The organism is Kribbella sp. CA-293567 (assembly GCF_027627575.1).
Lineage (GTDB): Bacteria > Actinomycetota > Actinomycetes > Propionibacteriales > Kribbellaceae > Kribbella.
The window spans coordinates 6,744,738-6,768,548 of the sequence record NZ_CP114065.1 but is presented as its reverse complement, the minus strand read 5'-3'; the positions used below and the strand labels follow the sequence as shown (position 1 = coordinate 6,768,548).

General features: G+C 64.0%; 19 protein-coding genes and 2 riboswitches. Of the genes, 10 read left to right on the top strand and 9 right to left on the bottom strand.

Annotated elements, in window-relative coordinates:
- Nucleotides 1-1,431: 1,431 nt before the first annotated feature.
- From OX958_RS31330 to OX958_RS31315, 4 genes are all read right to left on the bottom strand, one after another.
- A complete protein-coding gene (locus tag OX958_RS31330; RefSeq protein ID WP_270133756.1) occupies nucleotides 1,432-2,355 on the bottom strand; it encodes a hypothetical protein in 924 nt (307 codons plus the stop codon).
- Nucleotides 2,356-3,101: 746 nt separating this feature from the next.
- A complete protein-coding gene (locus OX958_RS31325) occupies nucleotides 3,102-4,949 on the bottom strand; it encodes a TnsA endonuclease N-terminal domain-containing protein (RefSeq protein WP_270133754.1) in 1,848 nt (615 codons plus the stop codon).
- Nucleotides 4,950-5,776: 827 nt separating this feature from the next.
- On the bottom strand, nucleotides 5,777-6,148 hold the full coding sequence (locus OX958_RS31320) for a substrate-binding domain-containing protein (RefSeq protein WP_333486455.1): 372 nt from the start codon (nucleotides 6,146-6,148) through the stop codon (nucleotides 5,777-5,779).
- Nucleotides 6,085-6,462: a substrate-binding domain-containing protein gene (locus OX958_RS31315; RefSeq protein ID WP_270133752.1), complete on the bottom strand. Its 378-nt coding sequence runs from the start codon at nucleotides 6,460-6,462 to the stop codon at nucleotides 6,085-6,087. The genes OX958_RS31320 and OX958_RS31315 overlap by 64 nt, the downstream gene beginning before the upstream one ends.
- Before the next feature lie 101 nt (nucleotides 6,463-6,563).
- Between OX958_RS31315 and OX958_RS31310 the strand changes: the two genes are divergently transcribed.
- The 3 genes from OX958_RS31310 (at nucleotide 6,564) to OX958_RS35445 (ending at nucleotide 11,154) form a co-directional block, all read left to right on the top strand.
- Nucleotides 6,564-10,163: a KAP family P-loop NTPase fold protein gene (locus OX958_RS31310; RefSeq protein ID WP_270133750.1), complete on the top strand. Its 3,600-nt coding sequence runs from the start codon at nucleotides 6,564-6,566 to the stop codon at nucleotides 10,161-10,163.
- Between the two features lie 433 nt (nucleotides 10,164-10,596).
- On the top strand, nucleotides 10,597-10,722 hold the full coding sequence (locus OX958_RS31305; RefSeq protein WP_270133749.1) for a hypothetical protein: 126 nt from the start codon (nucleotides 10,597-10,599) through the stop codon (nucleotides 10,720-10,722).
- Nucleotides 10,723-10,758: 36 nt separating this feature from the next.
- On the top strand, nucleotides 10,759-11,154 hold the full coding sequence (locus OX958_RS35445) for a hypothetical protein (RefSeq protein WP_442913233.1): 396 nt from the start codon (nucleotides 10,759-10,761) through the stop codon (nucleotides 11,152-11,154).
- 111 nt (nucleotides 11,155-11,265) lie between these two features.
- Here OX958_RS35445 and OX958_RS31300 read toward each other — a convergent pair whose 3' ends face one another.
- From OX958_RS31300 to OX958_RS31290, 3 genes are read right to left on the bottom strand one after another with little or no spacing between them, the layout of a single operon-like run.
- Nucleotides 11,266-12,624: a hypothetical protein gene (locus OX958_RS31300; protein WP_270133748.1), complete on the bottom strand. Its 1,359-nt coding sequence runs from the start codon at nucleotides 12,622-12,624 to the stop codon at nucleotides 11,266-11,268.
- A gap of 9 nt (nucleotides 12,625-12,633) precedes the next feature.
- Entirely contained in the window at nucleotides 12,634-13,080 is a 447-nt protein-coding gene (locus OX958_RS31295) for a hypothetical protein (protein ID WP_270133746.1), read from the bottom strand.
- A 23-nt stretch (nucleotides 13,081-13,103) separates the two neighbouring features.
- Nucleotides 13,104-13,799 carry a helix-hairpin-helix domain-containing protein gene (locus OX958_RS31290; RefSeq protein ID WP_270139184.1) on the bottom strand — a complete coding sequence of 232 codons (696 nt, stop codon included), beginning with the start codon at nucleotides 13,797-13,799 and terminating at the stop codon, nucleotides 13,104-13,106.
- Here OX958_RS31290 and OX958_RS31285 point away from each other — a divergent pair.
- Entirely contained in the window at nucleotides 13,695-13,979 is a 285-nt protein-coding gene (locus OX958_RS31285) for a hypothetical protein (RefSeq protein WP_270133745.1), read from the top strand. The genes OX958_RS31290 and OX958_RS31285 overlap by 105 nt on opposite strands.
- 361 nt (nucleotides 13,980-14,340) lie before the next feature.
- Here the strand turns inward: OX958_RS31285 and OX958_RS31280 are convergent, their stop codons facing one another.
- Entirely contained in the window at nucleotides 14,341-14,610 is a 270-nt protein-coding gene (locus OX958_RS31280; protein ID WP_270133744.1) for a hypothetical protein, read from the bottom strand.
- Nucleotides 14,611-15,882: 1,272 nt separating this feature from the next.
- Here OX958_RS31280 and OX958_RS31275 point away from each other — a divergent pair.
- The 3 genes from OX958_RS31275 (at nucleotide 15,883) to OX958_RS31265 (ending at nucleotide 18,779) form a co-directional block, all read left to right on the top strand.
- Nucleotides 15,883-16,812 (top strand): helix-turn-helix transcriptional regulator, encoded by a 930-nt coding sequence (locus OX958_RS31275; RefSeq protein ID WP_270133742.1) that lies wholly within the window; start codon nucleotides 15,883-15,885, stop codon nucleotides 16,810-16,812.
- Nucleotides 16,813-17,364: 552 nt separating this feature from the next.
- Nucleotides 17,365-17,643 carry a hypothetical protein gene (locus OX958_RS31270; RefSeq protein ID WP_270133740.1) on the top strand — a complete coding sequence of 93 codons (279 nt, stop codon included), beginning with the start codon at nucleotides 17,365-17,367 and terminating at the stop codon, nucleotides 17,641-17,643.
- Between the two features lie 8 nt (nucleotides 17,644-17,651).
- Nucleotides 17,652-18,779, top strand: coding sequence for a response regulator transcription factor (locus OX958_RS31265; protein WP_270133739.1), 1,128 nt, complete (start codon nucleotides 17,652-17,654; stop codon nucleotides 18,777-18,779).
- 83 nt (nucleotides 18,780-18,862) lie between these two features.
- Here the strand turns inward: OX958_RS31265 and OX958_RS35440 are convergent, their stop codons facing one another.
- Nucleotides 18,863-19,087, bottom strand: a complete 225-nt coding sequence (locus OX958_RS35440) for a DUF6372 family protein (protein WP_442913300.1) — start codon at nucleotides 19,085-19,087, stop codon at nucleotides 18,863-18,865.
- A 1,694-nt stretch (nucleotides 19,088-20,781) separates the two neighbouring features.
- Nucleotides 20,782-20,876: riboswitch (glycine riboswitch) on the top strand.
- Between the two features lies 1 nt (nucleotide 20,877).
- Nucleotides 20,878-20,973: riboswitch (glycine riboswitch) on the top strand.
- Nucleotides 20,974-21,027: 54 nt separating this feature from the next.
- On the opposite strand from OX958_RS35440, the gene gcvT reads away from it, so the two are divergent.
- From gcvT to glyA, 3 genes are read left to right on the top strand one after another with little or no spacing between them, the layout of a single operon-like run.
- Entirely contained in the window at nucleotides 21,028-22,146 is a 1,119-nt protein-coding gene (gene gcvT, locus OX958_RS31260; RefSeq protein ID WP_270133737.1) for a glycine cleavage system aminomethyltransferase GcvT, read from the top strand.
- A gap of 17 nt (nucleotides 22,147-22,163) precedes the next feature.
- Entirely contained in the window at nucleotides 22,164-22,538 is a 375-nt protein-coding gene (gcvH, locus tag OX958_RS31255) for a glycine cleavage system protein GcvH (RefSeq protein WP_270133735.1), read from the top strand.
- A 1-nt stretch (nucleotide 22,539) separates the two neighbouring features.
- Entirely contained in the window at nucleotides 22,540-23,811 is a 1,272-nt protein-coding gene (gene glyA, locus OX958_RS31250) for a serine hydroxymethyltransferase (RefSeq protein ID WP_270133733.1), read from the top strand.

Below are 23,811 nucleotides of genomic sequence, written 5' to 3'. Positions count from 1 at the left end.
CCTGTGCAACGTCATGTAACTCGTGTCGCAGGATGTCTGCATCGCCCGGTGACAGGCTCTCGCCGTTGCGGAATCGACGAGCAGTTCCGCCGAATGGCGCACGTCCCGGACTCCACCCACGAGCCTTGATGCGTGCTCCATCGATCCACCATTCCCGCGGCAGGCACCAGAGCTGGCCATCGCAATAAGGGATGACTCCGCCGGGCTCGCGCGTGGACTTTGGAGTGTCGCCGAAGACGATCATGCCGGCGAGGTGCCCGAACACACCGTCTGATCGGTAGATCCAGCCGACTGTGCCTGGTCCGATGCGCCTGATATTGCAGGCAAGGCTCCAGTTGCCTAGACCGTAGGGGATTGATAGGACATCGACTTCCCGACCTGACATTTTCGTCCAGCCCGTGTTCGCCGTCGGCGACGGGTTGTTTCCGAGCAGCACGTCCGTCAACTGAGTCGCGCTAATGGAAAGTCTCCTATCGGTGGGTAGCCGGACGACCGTCCGCCAGGCCCCAGGCGACCCTCGGGATCCGGGAGACCATCGTGATTATGTTTTAGACCGGCGACACAGAACTAAGAGACCTCGACTGGAGGATTGCGGCTGAGCACAATGACGCCGGCTAGACCGTACACCCGCAAGGCCTGTTCGGCCACGAGCTCAGCGATCGCCGTCAAGCAGTCGCCCGAGCGCCTCGTCAGCGGCGCCGGGTTCCTTATAGGACTGTCGGTACACTTTGTACTGACGATCGAGTCGGATTCAGTGGTACAGGCCTCTCGGCTCACCGAAGACGATATCGCGGGGGCCTCGAACGGCGCTTCCCCGGCGTACGACCAAGATGGCGCGGTCGGTGACGACGACCGTGCACGGAACGGTGAAGATCCATCCGCCGCCCGGTCGCTGCGATGAAGGACCAGCTTGACGGGGGCCGTGGAGAGACGATCACGTCGACAAACGGGTTCGACTCGCGAAGGCCAATCGCGGGCCCAGAGTTTGGAGACTGGGTGGCCGGCGCGCTGACCAGTTCGGTCTCTAGCATCACCGCTGACCGGTGACGCGCTATCGAAGAACTCCTCGAATCCGACTGCCGCGCGTCGTGGATCAGATGTATCACGGGTGCCAGCGTTGTTGCGCTACTTCTTGTCCTCATCGCGCCATGATTGCTACTTCTGGTGGTCGACCGCTCGACCACCAGAAGCCTGTTCAGCGCAGACCTGCGAACGCGCGATCGGTCGAGGATGAGCGATCTACTGTCCGTTCAGCCGTTCGTACACCAGCATCTCCGAAGCGGACGCACCTAGACTCTCCTTCGAGAGGAGCGCCCGCTGCGCAGGCCAGGAGCGTCAAGAGCCGTCGTGTCGCGACGGGCCTGAGTCACCATTCGGCCGAACAGTCGGTGTCGTATGCCGTGTGAGAGCGCGGAATTGCCGTGGAGCGTGTTACGGGGCGAGGTTTTTGACGGTAGCGAGCAGCGTGCCGACTGCGGTGGCGGCGCCGATCGCGGTTGTGAAGATGCGCCGCGGGCGCCATGGGTTCCAGGCGCGATGGTCGGCGAGGTCGGCGAGGTGTAATCGTTCAGGGCCAAGGACGTCGAGGTCTCCGAGGACGGCGAGCCGGACGATCCGGGTGATGGCGATGTCGGAGTTGATCTCAGCGGCCGGGAGGCCCGAGGTGGCGAGCCTGGTGAGGCCGATGAAGAGTGGTTCCGTGCTTCGGAGGACTGCGCTTCGATCGAACCACGACCACCGCCGGAGCCTGTGCCAGAGGACCGCGCGCAGGTGCTTCTGGGCTCGCAGAAGGGCTGAGTGGCGTGCGCTGATACCGGCATCGAAGATGTCCTGCGGCGTATTCCTGATTGCGCCTGATCGCGTACCAGATAGACCTACTGGCTGTTGGTCGGGCGCGCAGGCGTGGCCGAGCACTCGTAGCAGAGCATCGGTCGGGTTCATGGTGTCGCTGATGAACACGGTGAGCAGGTGGAGCAAGCTGAGGACGAGCAGAGCGGTGAGGCCGGCAGCGAACGCGACGATCGTGCGATTGGCGGGATCCCAGATCAACGCGACCATCCACACGATCGGGAAGTGATCGCAGGCGACGATGAGGGCCCCCGCGAGGTTGATGAGAACCCGTGAGCGAGCCAAATCGTGGATGTGCCGACCTGGTACAGAGTGCACACGTAGCCATTGCAGGTCGGCCCGCCTGATCCGTCGAAGCGCGAAGAACGCATAGATCGCTGACCCGATGCCGAAAACAGTCAGTTCGACACCGACGGCGATCGCGATGGATCGAGGCACGGATCCATCCAGCAGGCTGACGATGACGTTGGCTATCAGTAGGCCTGCAAGCCCGGTTGCGCCCAGCATTCGGAGCAAACGACCCGGAATGTGGAGTCGCGGAGATGCACGTGGCATCGGGCCAGGGCCGCAGGTGGGCTGATGTGGGGAGAGCGCAAGGACTGCGGGTATGTAGAACATCACCAGCCCACCGAGCAGTATGCCCGTTGCGATAGCCATCCCTACGAGAGTTAAGAGGTAGGTGAGAAAGTCCGACACGGTTCTCCTGATGTCCTGAAGGCGGAACGAACCATCATCTACGAACGAGTCAGAACGATGTCTTCGGTGCAGAAGTCGGCGAGTTGCGTAACTCGGCTGACGGGCCGGAGTTGGAGCTGGGTGAAAGCCGACAGCGTCGAGTCGTACGGTTTTCAGTTCGAGGTTGAATTGCCTGGTGAGGAACCAGGCGGCGGGCGTAGCCGGGCAGCACAACGAGAAGCTGCCAAACCTGAAAGCATCTGCCACCACCCACCTCGTACGGCGTCTGTGGGTGCCTGAGACCCACTGTGTCGGTCACGTTTGAGATCGGCGGACCTGATGCACCCTTTGGCGGTGCTGTGGTCGGCACGGCTTGAGATGACTCTTGCAGCATGGCGACGGGTCCCCTCTCTGCAGCACGGTGCCGTCGGTGCCGGACTGTTGCCGCGTTGGGAGGCAGGCAGACCTGGGTCGAATAGTGGGGCATCTGTCTTGTTTTCTGTCTGTCGGGGCCTGGGTACAGCGCGACGGTTCGCCTCCTGGTCTGGGGATTCGTGCAACGGGCTGCGCCGGGGGCACTACGGCTTCGTCGCGGCCGGATCCGGCGTCTGATTGAGAGGTTCGGCGGTGAGGGCCTGGTGCTGGGTGTGACGCGGGACGCTTTGAGAAAGTGACAGTCGCCATGGCGCAAGGCGGTGGTCCCAACCCTGCTGGACAATTGTGGCGGTCAGGTCCAGGGGAGAAAAGCCGACCTCGCGGCGAAGGTCGAGTTGATCGAGCCATGTCATCGTCCCGGCCTTGAGATAGTCGGAAAGGATCTGAACGTGCTCGGGATCGGGCTGATGTTCCTCGACTGAGCGCAACGTTCTGCTGCCGTCGGTGACCAGGAAACCAATTCCGCGCTCGGTACACCAGCTACGAGCGGCGGCCCATTTGGCTTGGTTCATGGTGAGAGAGGACTCCATGAGGTTCTTGATCTCGACGAGGAGACGAGTGCCGTCCTTGAAGGCGACCATCGCGTCGGGAAAATACTGGCGCCAGCGGCCATCGAAGTAGTACTCGATCGCCGCTGGCTGCTCGCAGTACCAGGTGACCTCTGTGGCTGTCTCGCAGAGCTGATAGAAGCGGAGCTCGATCGACGATTCAGCGGCGATTTCGCGAGCCATCTTGGCCGACGAGAAGACATATGGCGGTAGGTCGCCGTCCAGGAGCCGAAGTGGAACGGGAATCTCGATCGGTCGGTCCGCCAAAGGAACTGGCCAGTAGGCGTCGGCACGTAGCGATTCGAACCGCGTCGCAGCAGCGCTCTGCAACTGCTCGAGTCGGAACCGCCTGGTCGGCTCTTCCCGCTGCCGACGGGCCGCTTTTCGAAGCTCGGCGCGGAGCGACTTGCGCAGTCGGTCGCGTTCTTCGCGGGAAGTGCCCAGAAGGCGGGCGACGAGGTCCACTGAGGTTCGCACCGGAGTTGCTGGGAGGATTGCGAGAGCGGTCCGGATGATGTTCATGCCGTCATGACCGCCGTCGGCAACCAAGGCCCTCAGTGTGTTGATCAGAGCGCGCCACAGTGGGCTGTCGTCGGTCCGCGCCAAAGACCTTCGAAGGATCTTGTCGCGCAGTTGGCGCACTCGCTCGCCGGAGAGTCCGACGAAGATGCCGATGTCTGCGAGGGTCCGTGTGTCGGCGCCGGCTAGTCCGTAGCTCTGGCTGATGATCTCGAAGTCGCGGTCGTCAGTGTCGTGGGTGAGCAGATCCGTGAGCGCCTGACGGACTGTCTCGGCCTCCTCGTCTGTTGCGTCGGCCCATCTGCTGGCTGCTGTGGCTACTACCACGGTGCCAGGGTGCGCCAGTTCGTCAGCCCACTCGACTAGACGGAGGCGTCCCCGAATTGCGTGGATCCGTTTCCCTGCGGATTGCAGTTCGTCCTCCGGCCAGCCGGAGACGAAGAGCTGAGCGGCCTCGCGATGGAATCTCGAGGCTTGGCCGGCTGAGAGCTCGATACTGGTGATATTTGACCACGCCTGAAAGACCTGCTGGGTCTGACGATGGTCGACGCGGACGTGCTCTTCCATCGTGGTTTCAAGCATCTCGAGAACACAGACGATGTCCAGCAGAGTCTGGCATCCGAGGTTGCGGATGGTCGTCAGGTCGTGCCACGTGAGTTTCTGAACATCACGGACCCAGTGCAGTTGAGACCGTCGCAAACAGTTCTTCGCGCGCGTCGTGAGCCGGAGTTCGCTCAGTGGCTGGTCGAGGTGCTCCGCATGTGCCCACACCTGCGTCTCGAGGAGCTCGGGAGACTCCTCGAGCGCATTTACGACCAGCTCCAGAACTGACCGGCACGAGTCACGAGGCCACTGTGGTCCCGTCGGTGTCAGATGGTTGCCGTCAAGCTGGTCCAGCGTGCCGGACCGGGACTCACAGGCCATGAGCAGTTCACCCGGACAGGGACGTCCGGCGAAGTAGCTGCGGAGGGCACGCGGCAGTAGCGGAACTTCGGAACATCCCCAGGAACCGGCCGTCACACCCACATTGTTCCCGGTTGCACCGACAGAAACAGGTGCCGGAGGGTCGCCCCGACCCGCCAGCGGACCGTCGCGCGGCAGACTGTCGGCGATTGGATGGGTTCGGCTCGGTGCTGCTCCCGGAAGTCCTCAGGGAGCACGTGGTCGACGATGGTGGCCGCGTGCTGCTCAGGGGATCGCAGCGTTCCGTGATCCGGCCGTGTGAGGTGTGCGGCGTGACCAATCCGTACGCCAGCGGGCTCACCCACGGCCTGCGACATCGGACGATCACGGCGAATGGCTGGCGCGCCGGCGCTGATATCCCGTTCTTCGGCGATGGGTTGACCGAAGGGCGAATCCAGTTGCGCGCTGAAGGGACAGCGACCGGCCGGTCGGCGTTCCGATTGATGTCGCATCGAACGCTGCGACGGCTCGCTTCCCGATGGCGGCCGTGTCACCGCTCACATGAAGCAGGTGAACAGCAGCGTAGAAAATCAGCCGCTGATCTCGATGTCGCTGGGGACTTCGTGTCGGCACCAGTCGAGGTCGGTGCCACTTGTGAGGACAACCATCGGCCGGTGAGGTCATACACCGGATGCAGCGGCAGGATATGTACGCCGCCGGAGGAGGTCTCGAGGACCCGCGAGCAATTCCAGGATACGCGGGCGGGAGGCAGCATGTCCTCGACGCTCGCCACCCAGCCACTGCAGCTTGCTCATGCTGTAACGCGAAGACGCTCGGCCACTGGCCGATCAGCGTCGTGCGGCTGTGGAGGCACGCTCGATCAGCCGGACCTCGAGCGTGATCGGGTCCACGGGATGCTCTTTGCCCTCGACCGTGCCCAGCAGCAACTGGACGGCGATCGCCGCCTTCCGTGGAATGTCCTGCGCGATCATGGTCAGCTTCGGCGTCACGTAGGCACTCAGATCGAGGTCGTCGAACCCCAGCACCGAGACATCGCCGGGAACGGAGTACCCGGTCTCGGACAACCCCTCCATGATCCCGATCGCCAGGATGTCGGCGGTCACGAACACGGCCGTCGCCTCCGGGTGCTCCGCTTTTAGCCGGCGACCGAGCTCGCGACCGCTGGCGTCGTGGTCGCCGTCACCAGCCGCTCGCCCCACGACAGCCCGGCCTCGGCGAACGCCGCCCGGAAGCCGGTGTACCGCTGGTGCACCACACCCACGTCGGAGAAGGCCGGCGCGGCGAACACGATCTCGCGATGCCCGAGCTCCAGCAGATGCCGGGCCGCCAGCAACGCGCCCGTATGGTCGTCGGACCGTACACCGGTGGTCAGCGGACTCGCCGAGTAGCTGTCGATCGCGAGCAGCGAGACCTTGCCGACCGTCCGCGGCGTGAGCCGGTCGATCTCCTCGTCCAGGAACCCGAGCAGCACCGCGCCGTCCAGACTCAGGTCAGCATATCGGCCAGAGGGCACCGGCTTGTGGGGTGACGACGTAACACATGACCATCTCAGGTGCATCACGCTGTTACTGTCGGCAGATTGACTACGGTTGTGGTGACGGGGGAACGATCGATGTGATTGTCGACAAGCCAGGACTGCGCTCATACGACTTAGTGCCAGATGCAGTGTTGACCAGGGCATCGGCCGATGCCCTGGACCATGATCCTGTCGCTAAGGTTGTCAGCGATCTCGCAAAGCACGTGAACAGCCCTGCCAACATCGCGCTGTTCGGTGCTTGGGGATCCGGCAAGTCGAGCATGTACACGATGTTGAAGAGTCACCTTGCTGGCGACGCCTCCATCGTGGTGACGAGGTACGACGCCTGGAAGTTCGGTGGTCACAGCCTGCACCGGAACTTCTTGATGGATCTGGCGACCAGCCTTCAGGTCAAACCAGAGCGCTACATGGCCAACCTGCACAATGGCTCTGAGTCGACGAGGCTCCGGCTCGGCCGATTCCTTCGGCGGAACTGGTTGTCGCTGCTCGGGGCGTTCCTGCTTGCCCTGGGTGCGGGGGCTCTGTGGATTGGCATCTCAGCGTGGGCTGCCTGGGAGGTCGGTAGGCCAACTGAATTCAGCAGCGAACTGATCAGATTCAGTCCGAGCGGTGCAGTCGTGTTCGGAGCAGTCATCGCAGGCCTGCTACTGAGTAATCAAACCCTTGCCTCAGCCGTCGAGAAGCAGACACGTTCGCCTCTTCAGGACTCCGATCAGTTCTCAGCAGCGTTCGACAATCTCATCAGCCATGTCACGCGAAGGAATCGCTGGTACCAGCTCATGCGGAAGGAGGTCGACCGCATCGTCATCTTCATCGACGAGCTGGACCGCTGCTCACCCGAAGATGTGGTGAGCACGCTCACGGATCTGAAAACCTTTCTGGATCACGCAAAGTGTGTGTTCATCGTAGCGGCGGACCGGCAAGTCATCGAGAGATCGCTAGTACACGCTCCGCAAGCGAAACCGGCGCGAGGCGACGAGCCGTACTACGCGACGGTTGGCGCGTTCCTCGACAAGATCTTCCAGTACCAGATGAACCTCCCACCCATGCGCCCAGAGGCCCTGACCAGTTTTGCGATGTCTCTCGCTCAGAAGCAACGTGGGCTTTGGGAGGATCTGCGGGGCGATCCCCGGACCTACGAAGACGCCGTGTACTCACTGGTGCCCGCGCACGTCCGCAGTCCGCGCCGGGTCAAGGTACTGATGAATAATTTCGCTACTAACGTCCGGGTGCTGGAGTCGCGCAACATGGACTGGAGGGCCCGGGCCGCCGAAATCGCTGTACTCACTGTTCTCGAGACCGAGTTTCCGGCAGTGATCAAGGATCTTGTGTCACAGCCTCGACTCCTTGAGAGCCTGGTGAATAAGGACGGCGAGTACACCGATGAGATCAAGAGCCTCAGATCGACCTACCAGAACGGAAGCGGCACCGACGGCAGCGCGGCCGGCGTATTGATGCTCGACGGACCTGACTCAGATCGGGAGCAGGCCAGGGAGGTGCTGAACGCGCAGCTCGATGCCTACCTGTCCAAGGTCAACGCTGCGGGGATTCCGCTGCCGACGCTTGACCTTATCTATATTCAGACAGCAGGTCACGCCGAAGGGCTCAGCGACAGCGACATCGCGAGCCTACTCGACTTTGCGGCAGACACAGACCCGGCAGACTTGGTGGTGAAGTTTCACACGGCGTCGGGCGAGGACAAACGAGCGGCAATCCGCTTTCTGACGACCCAAGCGGACAGCACCTTCGGCCCGGGTCGTGCAAACATCATTGAGTCGGCCTGCAGGATCGCCGAACTCACCGACTTTGAAGACCTTCGCCCCGTTGCGCGGTACGTCGCCGGAACGATTCTTGGCGAAGTGCCTAAGGGACGGTGGCGGAAAGAAGCGACACCCGGAGCGATCCTGCTAGGCCTACTCGACCCCGCCATTGCTGACCCCATCGGTCAATTGGGTACCCATGCCGAGCCTGGCCAATTGGCGGCGGAAGGTTCCCTTCGGCGCATCAGCCCAATCCTTCCCGCGCTCGACGACGACCGCGCCGCAGGAGTCGAGGCCCTGCTCGGTTCGGCCTATCTAGCGGAGCCAGACACTTTGCATGGGGCGCTTCGTGATCTGCCCGGGGCGCACGCCAAACGTCTGTGGGACTCGCAGGAGTCCGTAGTCAGGTCAGCCATCGTCGGTGACGACGGAGTGGTGCCACCCCCATCGTCCGCGCGGGCCACCCTTTCGGCTCAACCGGCGGCCGGCGTTGCGTCTTCCCGATCCGATTCAGGGGTGGAGAGGTATCAGTCACTTCTTTCCGCGATAGCCGAACGAGACAGCCCGGTAGATCAGCTAGGGATAGACGTGCTGCGCATCGGGCTGAGCTACGATTCCCCTCCCGCCCTCTACGAGATCGCTCGCGAATGGGTAGACCCTTTTCGCGCGGCTGTGATCAGGGATCCCAAAAATGTCAATCGAGTCGCTCTGATGGCGATCGCGGCGGGCCCACGGGCAAGTCTGATAGGTCCTGCCGCCGCCGACTTCGCCCGTTGGCTGGGCTATATCGAGTGGTCCAAGGCATCACCTGGCCCGTATGCGGACAGCGCCGCCGTACGGATCGCCGAGCTTCTCGCTCACGCTGACCCCGCCGGTGAACGTGCCCTTGTCGTGGCCTTCATGTCTCTAGCGCCTTGGATAAGCGACGCGGCTGGCCGCCGAGTCCTTGGCGTCCTGTCAGAGGCGCTCCTAGAACTGGAGTTCAACGTAGCAGCGGACAGTAGGCGCGATGCCTACTACGAACTTCTCGATCTACTGCCCGACCTGCCGCCGACCGAGACCGATGCGGTACGTGCGTTGGACCTACGGAAGGCGCTGAAGACTCGACCGCTGGAGGACTCCGTCGTATTGTCCGTCCTGGAGCGGATACCTCGTTTGACTCCGGATGGCGCTGCGGAGTTCGACTCCCACCTGAGCACTTCGGAGAAGAGACCGGAAGATGTCCTTGCGACGACACGATTGCGTGTCTCCGCTCGTCGACGCGCAGGTAGGACGTCACTGAACATCGGCACTTTCTTCTCGGCGCTTGACGACTCAGCGGAGTCGCTGCAAACCGTGAGCGAGTGGCTCGCCTCAAATCCACCCCTCAAGGACGTCCTGCGCGCTGTGAAGAAGGCCAGTGTCTCGACGACAAGTATCGGCGGGTACGCCGCGAGCAGATCGATCTCTGATCGAAGCAAGATCTGGTTGGCGCTGTACGCCGCCAAGTACCACACAGCGCACTTACAGGCAGTGGGGTCGACAGGTGTAGATCGGAGCGTAGTTGAACGGCTCAGCGCCGAAATCCTTTCCACTGGACTGGCTGATCAGCGCAAGTTGCTGGACGACCTGCTGACTGCCGATCTTTCTATCGATTCGGGTGCGCGTCAGGCCGCGACTGACCTGGCAATCGCGCTTCTGAGTTCTGGAGTAGCTGGCGCTGGTCCGTTGGCAGTCAAAGTGATCTTCAACATGGGCGGCGCCGCTTCGGGCCGCAAGGGAGCACTGCGGAGCGCAATGGATTCCTACCTCGATCATCACCCGAAAGGCGTTACGAGCAAGAGTGACATCCGGAAGCTCAACGACCTGAATTTGCTAACCAGGCGCAAGAAGAACCCATGGGCAAAGTTCTTGGACTGGTTTGATTCGACAGCGTGAGAGTTGCGACCTAACGGCTTGCGGTCGCGCCTGTTTCGCACACCTGGAGGACGGGCGCAATCATAGCCGAGGTAGCCGCTTGGCCGTCTAGGTCGCCGTGTTCGGCTTTATGGTGAAGGGGCCTGGGGCTGCCCAGCCTTCACAAAGGGGCGGTCGCTTTAGGTGAGCGGCTGCGGTTGTCCGACTAGGTCTGTCACCTGAAGCAAGCACGGCACGCAACGGGGGAGTGCTGTCGAGGTTCCCAAGGTCGCACTCTCGGTCCAGAAGGTTTTCGTGCAGCACCAATGGCCGAGAGGGGTAGTCAGGCGGGCCTGCGCTCGGTGTTTGCAAGATCTCGACTCCGGTAGTCCTTGAATCGGATATCAGGTTTCTTCGTCGGTTTAGTCCAGCAACAGAGTTGAAAGCAGTCTTGCTGGCTGATCGGAGGGTGAGAATGAAGAATCTGTCGTCAGATCCTGAAGCTGTGGTGCTCGGTGCGGAGCGTCGGCGGTTGATGATGGCCAATCTGGCCGCGGTGCGCTTCTTCCATCGTGAGTCGTTACAAGAGGCAACTGCGTGACCGGTTCAGCGGCTAAAAATCCGCGGCGCGGAAGCGGTGTTGAGCGAGGAGTCGAACTGGTCGGTGGGTTATGCCCCCGACTCGCGTTCTCGCCTGGTGGATCATCTGCGGTCGTGCGGGTTCGACTTCCGCACTGCTGTCAGGGCCGGCTTGGCTCGATCGAGCGCCGCCGGGCACCCTGTCGATCTGTTCAGGGACCAGCTGATGTTGCTGGCGCGCGACGATCGGATGGATGCGGTCGGGTTCGTCGGTGTGAGCAGCGACGAGCGATCAGCCGCAGAGCAATGGAATGCGATGGTCACAGTCGGTCAAGCGCACCCAGGCGACCGCCGTTCCCGGACGCACCCATCTACGCCACGATGCTCCGAGACCTGCGCTGATTGCAGTCAGCGGACCGATACCGCGACGACCAAGGTCTGTGGCGCCGCGTAGATCCGCCGACCGCCCTGGTTCGACTCTGACCGACTACTTACGGTGGAAGCATTCGGGGAATTCGCTGCACAATCGGTGCTCCGCCGAGGCCCTCCTGTTGTCACCGAGTGATCAGTTCGGGTCTTCAGGCTTGACGGTCGTGGTGCCATGGAGAAGCGGCTTCTCCGTCGACGCGGAATCCTCTGCCGCCGACCTCTGGTGAACGCGGCCGGCCGCTTCCAGCAGGAATTGCTCAGCAGCGTCGTGCTCACCTGCCTCCTCCCGGAGACGGGCCAGGCGCACCAACGCGGTGATGCTGCCGCGGCTCACCGCCTCCAGCAGGAGCTGCTCAGCAGCGTCGCGCTGACCTGCCTCCTCCCGGAGACGGGCCAGGCGCACCAACGCGGTGATGCTGCCGCGGCTCACCGCCTCCAGCAGGAGCTGCTCAGCAGCGTCGCGCTGACCTGCCTCCTCCCGGAGACGCGCCAGGCGTACCGATGCGGTGACGTCGCCGCGCTCTATCGCCTCTGCCAGTAGTTGCTCAGCAGCCTCCCGGGACCAGGCCAGGCGCGTCAGCGCGGTGGAGCTGTCGCCGAGGTCGTGCAGGCTCGCTGTGAAGGCGTCGCCGATCTGCTGGCGGTACTCGTCGCTGATGGTGGTGCGAAGCCACGGAAGGAGTTCCGCCTCTACCTCGTTGATATGTGAGGTGATTTCCTCGCTCAGGCGGTCGAGGATACTTTGGGGGTCAGGGCTATTCAGTCCCTCCAGCAGCCGTTGAGCTCTGCTCGTACTCGTGGCCAACCGCAGTACCATGGCGAGGATTTGGGACTCTCTGTGTCCCTCTCTTTCGCCACCGGCAAGGTTGTTGGTCATGCTCGACGCCCGTAAGGCCTCCTCATAGACCGCGGACTCCATAGCATCGCTATACCTCGCCAGCGCGGTTCTTAGCGTGTCGCCCAGCACGGACGATCCATCCGTCTCCACACTGCTGAGCAACCAGCGGATATCGCGAAGTTCTTGCTCGATCAGAGGGACGACATCTTGCCCGCGGGCGAACACCGGAAGAGAACCGCCCCCGTACACGTCGTGCGCGGGAATCGCCTTGTCCTCGTGGTGGAGCTCACGGCGCATGTCGGCGATCTGCGCGGCTTCCCTGACGCCGCCGCCGTAGGGACGGAGGGAATCCGACCCGCTCCGCGTTCCCGACACCTGCGGTTCGGTGTCATGGCGTGACTCAGCGGCTTGCTCGAACTGCCCAGCAGCGTCGTCGCCAATGATCCCTGTGAAAACGGGAATGAGGTTTCTGGCTTCTGGCGGGTCTTCAGGGCTGTTCGCGGCGGAGCCAGGTCGGGGAGGGGCGGAGCGTGCGGCGGCCTCGTCCGCGGACTGGAGCATCTCACGTGCTGTCTTCACGGCCGCGTCCCACGTGGCCTTTTCCCCGGGGATCCAGAACAGTCCTCGGAGATTTACGCGTGACGCGCGGCCCTTCATGCAACGAGTCTACGGTCCAGCGTCACGCAGCAGGGAGATTGCTGCAAGCGTCCCAGCTGCGATGGCGGTCGATACCTGGACCAGGAGAGCTACACGCACGACCTCCAGCCAGCGGCGGTTGAACTGCGCTGTCGCCACGACCTCTACCCGCAGTTCAGCGATCAACTTCGCGTCATCCCATCCGTGGATCTTCGACTCAGTTAGGACAGCGGCATGGTCAGGTTCACGCAGGCGATCAAGAACGAGGACGGCCAGTGCGAAAACCACAGCTGCGCCCAACAGGCAAGTGGCCACACGGTCGGTGCCGTTAGTCGGGTCGACTTGCAGCGCCGTACCGACGATGGTCGCGGCGACCCCGCTCGTGAATGTCACCACCAGCTTTGCGACGTCAGCTCGCCACCGCGCCCGTTCAGCCAGTCGATCGGCGTGGTTCTCCAGCCACTCTGCTACCCGCATCGGCACATTGTGGCGTAAAGGCGTCATGGGTGGGCGTCGCTCGGTGCTGCGCGGGGGCGATTTGCATCAGCGGAAGTCTCTGGACGTTGTACGCCCGGCCAAAGGGAGCCGTTCCAGCGATCGGCGACCAGGTTGGTGACGCCGTTGGCTCGCTCGAGCCTGCCGCGCACGATGAGGGCGGCCGAGTCGCGCGCGATCGTGCGGTGCCGTTTCCAGCTGCCGGGCGAGACGATGACGTTGATGAAGCTGGTCTCGTCTTCCAGGTTGATGAAGGTGACGCCGGAGGCGGTCGCGGGCCGCTGCCGGTGCGTCACCACGCCGGCGGCGCGTACGCGGCTGTCGGGTGCTGTGGTGCGCAGTTCTTCGGCGGAGAGGATCCAGTTGGCGGCGAGCTGGGCGCGGACGTGCTCGACGGGGTGCCGGCCGGTGGAGGACAGGTCGGCCATGGTGAGTTCGGTGTGGCTCATCCCCGGCAGGGTGGGGGGAGGACCGACAACGGTGACGCCGGCGAACCGTTCGGTGCGTTCCTCGGCCGCGCGGCCGGCCTCCCACAGTGCTTGACGCCGGCCCAGGCCGAAGCAGTCGAACACACCGGCGGTCGCCAACGATTCGACTTGGGCCGCGGTGAGGCCGGTACGGCGTACCAGGTCGGCCATGTCGGCGTACGGGCCGTCGAGTTCGCGCTGCTCGACGAGCTTCTCGGCGTCCTTCTCACCGATGTGCGCACGCTGGCCAGCCCGAGCCGGACCGCGAAGGCGCCGTCGCGGCGGTGCTGGCCGCTGGTCTCGGGCGCGTCGGGGTCGAACGGCTCGATCGGCGGCTCCACCGTGGCCAGGCAGCTGTCCATGCCGGTCGGTACGGCGGCCGGCCGTCGACCAGGTCCTCGAGCTCGGCGTTGACGCCCGACAGCTGCAGGTCCGGACGGCGGACCTCGACGCCGTGGCGTTTGGCGTCGGCGACTAGCGACTGCGGTGAGTAGAAGCCCATCGGCTGGGCGCAGCAGGGCGAGGAACGCGGCGGGGTAGTGCAGCCGGAACCAGATGGAGGCGTAGACGAGCGGGGCGAAGCTGATCGAGTGCGACTCGGCGAACCCGAAGTTCACGAAGGCCTCGATCCGGGCGTAGATTCCGTTGGCGGTCTTGGCGGTCTTGGCGGTCTTGGCGGTCTCGCCGGCGATCCCGTTGGCCGCCATCCCCTCGTACAAATTCGTCCGCAGCGACGAGATCTTCTTGATCCCGCGCTTCGACCCCATCGCCCGCCTCAGCAGATCGCCTCGTCACCGTCGATCCCGCCGACCGCCATCTGCATCAACTGCCGCTGGAACAGTCGCACACCCTTGGTCGGCTCCAGCAACGGATGCGGGTAGGTGATGGGCTCCTGGCCGGTCATTCGCCGGACGAAGGGGTGGACGGCGCCGCCCTGGATCGGGCCGGGGCGGATGAGGGCGATTTCGCAGGCGAGGTCGTAGAAGTGGCGCGGCCGGAGCCGGGGGAGCGTGGCCATCTGGGCGGGGGACTCGACCTGGAACACCCCGACCGAGTCGGCGCGGCAGAGCTGGTCGTAGACGCCCTGCTCCTCCTTGGGGATGGTGCAACTCCCAGGCCTCGCCGAGTCGGTCCTCGACCAGGTCGATCGTGTACTGGGTCGCGGCGAGCATGCCGAGGCCGAGCATGTCGAACTTAACCAGCCCCATGAAGGCACAGTCGTCCTTGTCCCACTGCAGCACGGTGCGCTTCTCCTTGCGGCCGCGCAGCCGATTGATCGAGGCGACCCGGGCCGCGTACGACGAAGGTCTGCTCACGTCGTTCAGATCCGCCGTACGACCGGCCTCAGCCGCGCCCAGGTCCTCGGGAACTCGTCTTCGTGGTGGCTGCCGCAGTCCGATCAGTCGCGGCCAGGAGATATAGATCAGTGTGGGTCGGGTCCTGGAATCACGGGCAGCACCGCGGTTCAACGAATAGGTCCCGCGAGTGCGCGCCGCCGCGCTCAGCGTCGGTACGGCATCCGTGGGGCGGATTGGCTCGTCAGCTTGTCGCCCTTCAATCTGGCCACCAGCCGACGGTGAGCCTTACCATCTAGGATGTTTTTGTTGGCGAATGAGGTCTGGGCGCTGGGCGCCGCAGGCGCCTTTGGGGCGCTTCTCACGGAGGCAGCCGAGGCGACCCTCTTCATTCGCCGCTACGCGCACCCGCCCTGGACGGTAGTGAAAGGATGGCGGGGCAGGAAGGTCAATGGAATCCTTCACCCGTCGTTGCAGACGTACCTGCTCGGCGCGTTCTTGAAGATCTGCATTGTCGCCTTCGGCCTCGTGACGGTCCTCGCTGCGGCACATCAGATCAGCGGACCGTACGGTGCGCTGGTGACAGGAGCGGCGGCATTGACTAGCGTCAGCCGGCTTGCGGATCAGGGAGATCTCCCGGACCCTGAGCAAGCTACCGCTCCTTCGGCGAACCCAAAGGCCAGGCCGACCCCGAGCTCTGGTGGGCCAGATACGTCCCTCGTGGATCGGCCGGTCCAGGAACGAGGAGCATCTTGAGCAGCCTCCGGACCCGGCTGGGCCTTCGCGTGCCGCGTGCGCGCGGTGGGACAACGAAATCACACCGCTGGATAGACGAACTGCTGATGGCAATGTCCAATCGGCGCCCGACGCCCCAAGAACTCAGCTCCCCGTTGCGCGTGCCCCGTGAACGAGAGCGGAACGTTGTGACAGCCAGCAGCCAGGCCGTCGGGACAGGGTACATTCCCAGACAGCAAAGAATCCTGGACACCCACGCTGAGTCCGAGGACCGCACCCGACGAATCATGACGCTGGCCGAAATTGAGCTGTTGACGATCCTTTCTCGCGCGATGCAGTCAGTGCAGAGCGGCGACACGCCTACCGCACTCGCTCTGTATGCCGACCTGCTGGAACGGTCCGAGGGTCTGCCCAACTCGCCTGATATACGGCAGGCCATCGAGGAAATGGCTCCCCTGTTCGAGATGCTGCGGTCCCTGGAAACCCTCAGCGAGGCCGGCTCCCCCCGCTTGTTCGAGCTGACGCGGTCCCTGGGAGACAGCAGGCCGGACCGCGAGGAGGCCGCTCCTTCCGAGCACTTGGAGTCGGCGCGCGAGGCCGCGCGGCGTCCAGGGATCACCGATGCTGAACGCGCGCTGCTCCTTCTCGCCGCCGGTGGCGAGGCGATGGACCAGGGCGGCGGGCAGGATCTCGGGCGGATCGAGCAGGGGGTCGCCGACTTGCGGGATGCCGTGGCGCTGACCTCCGTCGAGCATCCGGAGTACGTGTTTCGCCTCGCCTCGCTCGCGCTAGCGGTCTACCGCCGGTCGGAGGTCACCGGGTCACTCGCGGACGTCGACGAAGCGATCGGGATGTTGGAACGTGCCAGAACAATGGCGCGGGGACCCGCCCATTGGAGCTGGAGCTTCGTCAACGACATGTTGTCGCAGTTCGGTCGGCGCCGCAGCGGGAGCTCGGCGACGAACCCCACCGCGCCCGACAAGTCAACGCGACTCAAACCGTACGCTCTCACTGACGCGGAGTTCGAAGTGTTGCAGTTACTCGCTGGGGGGAAAGGAGCGGCAGCGATCGCGGCCGAGCGCGGTGTGGCGTCGGGAACGGTCGCGAACCAGCTCAATGAGATCTTTCGCAAGCTAGGTGTGCGCAGCGCGTCCGAGGCCGTGGCTTTGGCACACAGCGAGCGGCAAGATGGCACCAACCGACACGACGCAGACTGAGCACGTGCACCGCGGTTGTGTTACTCGATCAGGACGGCTCCATCCGCCGATAACCCATCTTATGTCAGGCGCTAAAGACACTTTTGCTACTTACAGCGGCTCGATCAGTAGGCCACCCGCGGCGACTAGCTGCGACCACGTCTGAGAAGCGTTGCCAAGCTGGCTTCTGCCGAGCGCCAGCCAACCGCCACGAGACGCATAAAACTTCGTGCGGTCTTCCGCGGCTACGGAAGACCGCACACTCCGACCAAGACCCAGATCCAGAGAGCTAAGTCGGACACCGATCGAGATGGGTTGCGCCACATCCTCGAGGACAACCATGCCCGTTCCGAAGTGAGCGCCTCAACGACAATTGTCATGCCTTTCTGGGCGCGGAACTGTCATCAATCACGCGAGGACAGTCAGCTGCACCGCCTGTAACACTGATGCTGCTGGACCTTCTGGATCGTCGGGCGGCTACCTGACGGTTTGGAATGTGTGAGTAGGACCTTGGTACCCAGATCCCGGGCGGGGCCGCCGACCGACGGCCCTGCCTCCCCAGAGAGGCCAATCATGACCACCGCTCGTTCAGGCGGCGACCTCGCTGCGCCCGCAGAGGGCACAGCTCTCGGCGTCGCCACAGTCGCCTTGATCTTGACGCTGGTGCTGTTGCTCATCTGCTTCTCCATCGGCGCTGCACTGTTAGGCCAGACTTCACTGGCCGCGATCGCTGGGACAGGCGCGGTCGGCTTAGCGGGCGAGATCGTCCGGCGTGTTCTCACGTCCGCAGCTCGGCCGGCAGAGCAGGCGCCGATGTCTCCGCTCGATCCCGAGCGCCCGGACGTCGGATAAGGCCGGAGATGCCGCGCCGCGAAAGCCCGATCGAGCCCGCCGCTGGCCAGCTAGCAGAGTTTGCGCTGGCGCTGCGCCGAGCGAGACGTGAAGCCGGGCAACCCTCCTACGCGAAAATGGCTCAAACTGCGCACTACGCCAGTTCCGCGCTGTCGAAAGCCGCCAGCGGCGGCAAAGCACCGACCTGGAACTGCGTCAGAGCCTTCCTGCAAGCCTGCAATGTCACAGACGGACGCCTGCTTGATCAGTGGCGGCAGCGATGGGACGCGCTGCCCCCCTCGGCTCCCGACGAGTTGGGCCACGTATCGGAGCTATTGGTTTCGACTGAGCCTCCGAATCAGAATCACCAGCCCAAGCTCGATGACCGTACTGACGACGTGCGGAACGCTGCGATCGGCCTTCTGGACCCCGCTCGTCTGGAGGCCGCCGCTGGTCCCTCCGGATCCGCAGCGCTCCCCAAGACGCGCGATGAGCCGCCGCTCAGAGTGATGGTTGTCGCACGCAACGGCCTCATGCGGCTCGGTCTGACGACGATGCTCGCGAGCACCGACGACGTGACGGTTGTTGCTGAGGTCGAATCTTATGAGGACGTCGTAGCACGCGCACAGACAACCCAGCCGGGAGCCATACTCTTGGACCCGCTTTTAAAGGACGATCTGGACGTCGACGCCAAGATCGCGGCGCTCCTCCCAAACTGCAGACGACTCTGGCTAGTCGGACCCGAGACAGCCGCGTCCGTAAGCGCCGCCCTCGGCCGCATGTTCGACTCGGCACCACCCTACTCGAGCCGGCTTGGCGGCATCTGGAAAGAGAGCGACTCGAGTGAGATCCGTGAGTTTGTTCGTAACCCAAGTCTCGGCCGCTGGATGATGAACCAATCGATGCGATGGGCAATGGCCGAAATGAGAGTCCGAAATCCGTTGACCGCCCGCGAGCAGCAGATCCTTCTTCAGACAGCCCAAGGTCTCCCAAGCCACGAAGTCGCCCGCGCTCTACATCTGTCCCCGGGAACGGTCAGGACCTGCCTGTCCGACGTGGCCATAAAGTTGGGCGCCCGCAGCAGTCTTCACGCGGTCGGTATTGCAACGCAGGCTGGCTGGATCGGGCCATACAGCGTGCTCTCGATCTACGACTAAGTTTGGTGAAAGCGCTGACAAGCGGCGTTGTGTCGGGTATTAAGCAGCGGAACGCTCCTCACATAGATAGGCCAGTGTCCGCTCTAATTGATGTCCGCGCGAGGCGCGATCGCGTTGTAGCAAGCGACGCACAGTGGCAGGCATCGCTGATGTCGGCTGGTGCCCATGACTGCGCCGAGGGCAACAATGCGCAGCAACCGGCCTGGCTCCGCTGCGGCCGGGCAGGTACCTGGATCGTCGTGGTAAAGCTGGCAGACGCACCGGCACCCACCCGGCTGGTGCTGTTCCCAGCTCAACAGGGCTTCCATCGTCAGGTACAACATCAGGGTTAATCTGTGTGTGCAGGATCCCGGGGGCCTGGGAAGCTTCCACTGCGACGTCTACCAGGGAGCCCTCGTGCACGCACACCAAGCTCGCACCAATGCAATGGTGACCGGATGCAGCCGCAGCAAGTACTCAACGTACGTGCAGGTAGCGTATTCGATCATGGCCAACTACCAGTACTACCCCAGCCCCGTCGAATCGAATCAGACCTCGATCAAGTGCGGGTTCTGATGTGATCTGGGTTCTGAGCCAGACGCAGCCACGCATCGAGGTATGGCCGGTCACCATGCCGGACATGCCCGATGGATACACCCTGAAGGTTCGGGTGATTGTGACGGAACCCACCGAGCCGGATTGGATTCCGCCGGAAGTCCGTGGGTTGTAGAGGTCTGGCTCGAGGACGGGACTCCACTCATCGAGCGGGGCGATTCCGCCGGCTTCGAGGCCGACAGCGTAGAGACCACCGCCGGGTTCGAACCGCTCCCCGCAAACCGAGCGGTTGGCAGGATCTCGGTTCGCAACGACTCCGTCGGGGCATGGAGCATCGCCCCTCCGACGGCCGAAAGCGAAGCCAGCCCCACTCGCAGCTAGCCCCACACCTGGTCCGGGCCGGCGACACTCCTCGATCACCGGCCCGGACTGGTGACATCCAAATTACCGGGTGATCTCCTGGCAGCCGTAGCCATCGAACGGTGCTGACGAGTCAGGTACCGAGCCTGCAGAAACTGCCGGATGATCGCCTCGCCGTGTCAGGCGGCCGACTTTGGTCGCCTGCCCGCCGCTGCAGCGGCGGGCAACCGGTCCGACCATGCCCCCGCCTGCGCGCCACCGGCTCAGCAGTAAGTAGGCCTGGCGCCGCGACAGCCCGAGCTCGCCGGCCGCCTTGTCCACAGCAGTCACGCCAGCGGTGTCGAGCGCGGCCAGGCGGCTGCTGATCACCGCGGCTTGCCGTACGGCGACTCCCATAACTCGTCCGACGCCGTCAGCAAACCGCGCTCAAGCCCCTCATGACCGACAGCATCTCCAGGCTCGCGTAACCGCCGAACTCGCACGCTAGTGCAGACGGCTTCGGTACACCGGCAGTCCCCTGCAAACCAGCCACTTCGGAGCGTGGAATCCGTGCAGGCTACTTCTGACACCGACAGCGACAATCGATCGGCGTCGGTGTTGTAGAACGATTGATCCTCAATACCCGCCTTCTACCTACTCAGGCGGTAAGGGCAGAGCTGCCGTGATCGTGCTTAGATCCGGATCTCCTGGATGTATCAACTCTCGAAGGCGACCTCACAAGAGTCGCACTCCGTCGTGCACCCACATCGAGGCAGTGACCTCGCCTCACTCAGGGCACTCCACGGCGAGAGTGTCGCATGGACCGCAGTAGCCGGCCAGCATCGCAGTCCCGTCCTATAGGAGATTCGCCAGATGTCGGCGCCACGCGCGCGCCGGTCGCCGGTCGCCGAAAGAGTTCTACATCATCTGTTGCTTCCGCCACTGGATCGATCAATAGTCGCGCGCGGCGGAGACGAGGAGCCTTGTCCCAGCGGGCGGCACCTAACGCTCCTGTGCGCAAAAGCTGGCCGCTGGAGCAGTTGGGTGGTTCCGATCGGCGGTCTCGGCCGATTGACCATACTGAGCGCTTCGCCCTAGAGTCGGACGCTCAACTTCATATCGCGCCGCTCGAATCGGGGCGGGAGAGCTCTTGCCCAATATGGCAAGGCGCCGAAGGAGCAACTCTCCCCAGAATCTCTCAGGCCCATTTACCGTCCCGGTGAGGCGAACTCTGGAAAGCCAGGACCACGGTCCTGCACCCAAGGTGCAAGCCGCCCACCGGGCGGTGAAGCTCTCAGGTACCGATGACAGAGCGGGGAGGTCACCCACCGTGGTACCGCATCATGCGGTGCCTGACACAGGGAGCCTCCCACTCATGACGACGTCGCACGACAAGTCCAGGCAAACGCCGCTGTACGCCGAACATCAGCGTCTCAGTGCCTCCTTCACCGACTTTGCCGGCTGGTCCATGCCGGTGCGCTACTCCTCCGACATCGCGGAGCACATCGCTGTCCGTACCGCCGCCGGCCTGTTCGACCTGTCGCACATGGGCGAGATCGAGCTGACCGGTCCGCAGGCTGGGCTCGCGCTCGACCACGCCCTGGTCGGTCACCCGTCGAAGCTCGCGATCGGCCGAGCGCGGTACTCCATGCTTTGCGACCCGGACGGCGGCATCCTCGACGACCTGGTTGTCTACCGGCTCGCCGAGGAAAGGTTCTTGGTCGTCGCCAACGCGGGTAACGTGGACCCCGTACTCGAAGCCCTTGAGCAGCGCGTGACCAGCTATGACGCCCAGCTCCGCGATGCAACTCATGATTGGGCCTTGATCGCTGTGCAAGGTCCTGCGGCGGCGGCCATCGTGTCGGAGTTGACCGACACGGAACTGGCTGAGCTCAAGTACTACGCGATCGCCGAAGCCACTCTCGCCGGGAGCGACGTGCTGCTCGCTCGCACCGGGTACACCGGCGAGGACGGCTTCGAGATCTACGGCCGTCCCGAGCACGCGGAGCATCTCTGGACCGAACTGCTCCGCGTCGGCGAGCCGCACGGGCTGGTGCCGGCCGGACTGGCGTGCCGCGACACCCTGCGACTGGAGGCGGGCATGCCGCTGTACGGCCACGAACTCAGCCGTGACGTGACGCCCTTCGAAGCCGGGCTGGGCCGGGTTGTGGCTTTCGGCAAGGAAATCGCGTTCGTCGGCGATCAGGCACTCGCCGTACGCCGAGACGCCGGCCCTCGACGCCTGCTGGTCGGTCTGGTGTCGTCTGGCCGGCGCTCACCCCGCAGCGGCTACTCAGTACTGGACCCCGGAACCGGCGCGGTTGTCGGCAGCGTGACCAGCGGCGCCCCCTCACCGACACTCGGTCATCCCATCGCGATGGCCTACGTCAACGTCGGTTTCGACCAGCCGGGGACGCAACTGCACGTCGACATCCGCGGCACCCGGGACGACGTCGAGGTCGTCGCTCCCCCCTTCTACCGCCGCGCCCAATGACCACACCAGGAGCTTCCATGTCCGTGCCTGCCCACCTCAAGTACACCGCCGAGCACGAGTGGCTCGACCTCGACGGAGACATCGCCACCATCGGTATCACCGCCTTCGCCGCCGATGCGCTCGGGGACGTCGTGTACGTCGACCTCCCCGCGACCGGCACCATCGTCACCGCGGGCGAGGCTTGCGGTGAGATCGAGTCGACGAAGTCTGTCAGCGACCTGTTCGCCCCGGTGGACGGCGAGGTCGTCGAGACCAACGAGGCGGTCGCGTCCGAACCCGGCGTACTGAACACCGACCCCTTCCAGTCCGGCTGGCTGTTCCGGTTGAAGGTCAGCGACCTGGGAGAACTACTAGACGCCGCGGCGTACGAGTCCCTGATCGGAGGCGAGTGAGATGAACACCCACAACCAGTCGCTGGTTGACTTCGACCCGGAGATCCACGCCGCCATCCGCGCCGAACTCGGACGCCAGCAGAACACGCTCGAACTGATCGCCAGCGAGAACTTTGCCCCCGTCGCGGTGATGGAGGCGCAAGGCTCCGTCCTGACCAACAAGTATGCCGAGGGCTACCCCGGCCGGCGGTACTACGGCGGCTGCGAGCACATCGATGTCGTCGAGCGACTCGCCATCGCCCGGATCAAGCAACTCTTCGGCGCCGGCTTCGCGAACGTTCAGCCGCATTCGGGTGCCCAAGCCAACGCGGCCGCCATGGCCGCACTGCTCGAGCCAGGCGACACGATCCTTGGCCTCGACCTCGCCCATGGCGGACATCTCACTCACGGTATGCGGCTCAATTTCAGCGGCAAGCTGTACGACGTTGTCGCGTACCACGTGCGCGACAGTGACTTCGTCGTCGACATGGCAGAGGTCGAACGCCTCGCTCTCGAGCACCGCCCGAAGCTGATCATCGCCGGCTGGTCGGCGTACTCACTGCACCTGGACTTCGCGGAGTTCCGCCGAATCGCCGACCTCGTCGGCGCCTACCTGATGGTCGACATGGCACACTTCGCCGGACTCGTCGCGGCCGGCCTGCACCCGAACCCGGTCCCCGATGCGGACGTGGTCACCACAACAACCCACAAGACTCTCGGCGGCCCACGCGGTGGCGTCATCCTGACCAACCGCGCGGAACTGGCGAAGAAGTTCAACTCTGCGGTCTTCCCAGGTCAGCAAGGCGGCCCACTGGAACACGTGATCGCCGCCAAGGCAGTGGCCTTCAAGCTGGCCGCGACCGAGGAGTTCCGCGAACGGCAACGCCGAACACTGGAGGGCGCGCACACCCTGGCCACACGTCTGATGGCCGACGACGTTCGCGCCGCGGGAATCTCCGTACTGACCGGGGGTACTCAGGTACATCTGGTCCTGGTCGACCTGCGGAACTCCGAACTCGACGGACAACAGGCCGAGGACCGACTCCACACAGTTGGCCTCACCGTAAACCGCAACGCAGTCCCCTTCGACCCCCGCCCGCCAATGATCTCCTCAGGCCTGCGCATCGGCACCCCAGCCCTCGCCACCCGCGGCTTCGGCCCACCCGAGTTCACCGAGGTCGCCGAAGTCATCGCGATCGCGTTGACACACGAGCCGACCGAGCAGCTCACCGCGGAACTGCGTGTTCAGGTGTCCAACCTGGCAGCGAAGTTCCCGCTGTACCCGGGACTGTGA

Bases quoted from the DNA above. Each gene is read 5' to 3' on its own strand.
- OX958_RS31305 (WP_270133749.1), top strand. From the start codon at position 10,597: ATGAAGAATCTGTCGTCAGATCCTGAAGCTGTGGTGCTCGGTGCGGAG.
- OX958_RS31300 (WP_270133748.1), bottom strand. From the start codon at position 12,624: ATGAAGGGCCGCGCGTCACGCGTAAATCTCCGAGGACTGTTCTGGATC.
- gcvH (WP_270133735.1), top strand. From the start codon at position 22,164: ATGTCCGTGCCTGCCCACCTCAAGTACACCGCCGAGCACGAGTGGCTC.
- glyA (WP_270133733.1), top strand. From the start codon at position 22,540: ATGAACACCCACAACCAGTCGCTGGTTGACTTCGACCCGGAGATCCAC.
- OX958_RS31275 (WP_270133742.1), top strand. From the start codon at position 15,883: ATGACGCTGGCCGAAATTGAGCTGTTGACGATCCTTTCTCGCGCGATG.
- OX958_RS31295 (WP_270133746.1), bottom strand. From the start codon at position 13,080: ATGCGGGTAGCAGAGTGGCTGGAGAACCACGCCGATCGACTGGCTGAA.
- OX958_RS31270 (WP_270133740.1), top strand. From the start codon at position 17,365: ATGACCACCGCTCGTTCAGGCGGCGACCTCGCTGCGCCCGCAGAGGGC.
- OX958_RS31330 (WP_270133756.1), bottom strand. From the start codon at position 2,355: ATGCTGGGCGCAACCGGGCTTGCAGGCCTACTGATAGCCAACGTCATC.
- OX958_RS31325 (WP_270133754.1), bottom strand. From the start codon at position 4,949: ATGGCCTGTGAGTCCCGGTCCGGCACGCTGGACCAGCTTGACGGCAAC.
- OX958_RS35440 (WP_442913300.1), bottom strand. From the start codon at position 19,087: ATGGAAGCCCTGTTGAGCTGGGAACAGCACCAGCCGGGTGGGTGCCGG.
- gcvT (WP_270133737.1), top strand. From the start codon at position 21,028: ATGACGACGTCGCACGACAAGTCCAGGCAAACGCCGCTGTACGCCGAA.
- OX958_RS31265 (WP_270133739.1), top strand. From the start codon at position 17,652: ATGCCGCGCCGCGAAAGCCCGATCGAGCCCGCCGCTGGCCAGCTAGCA.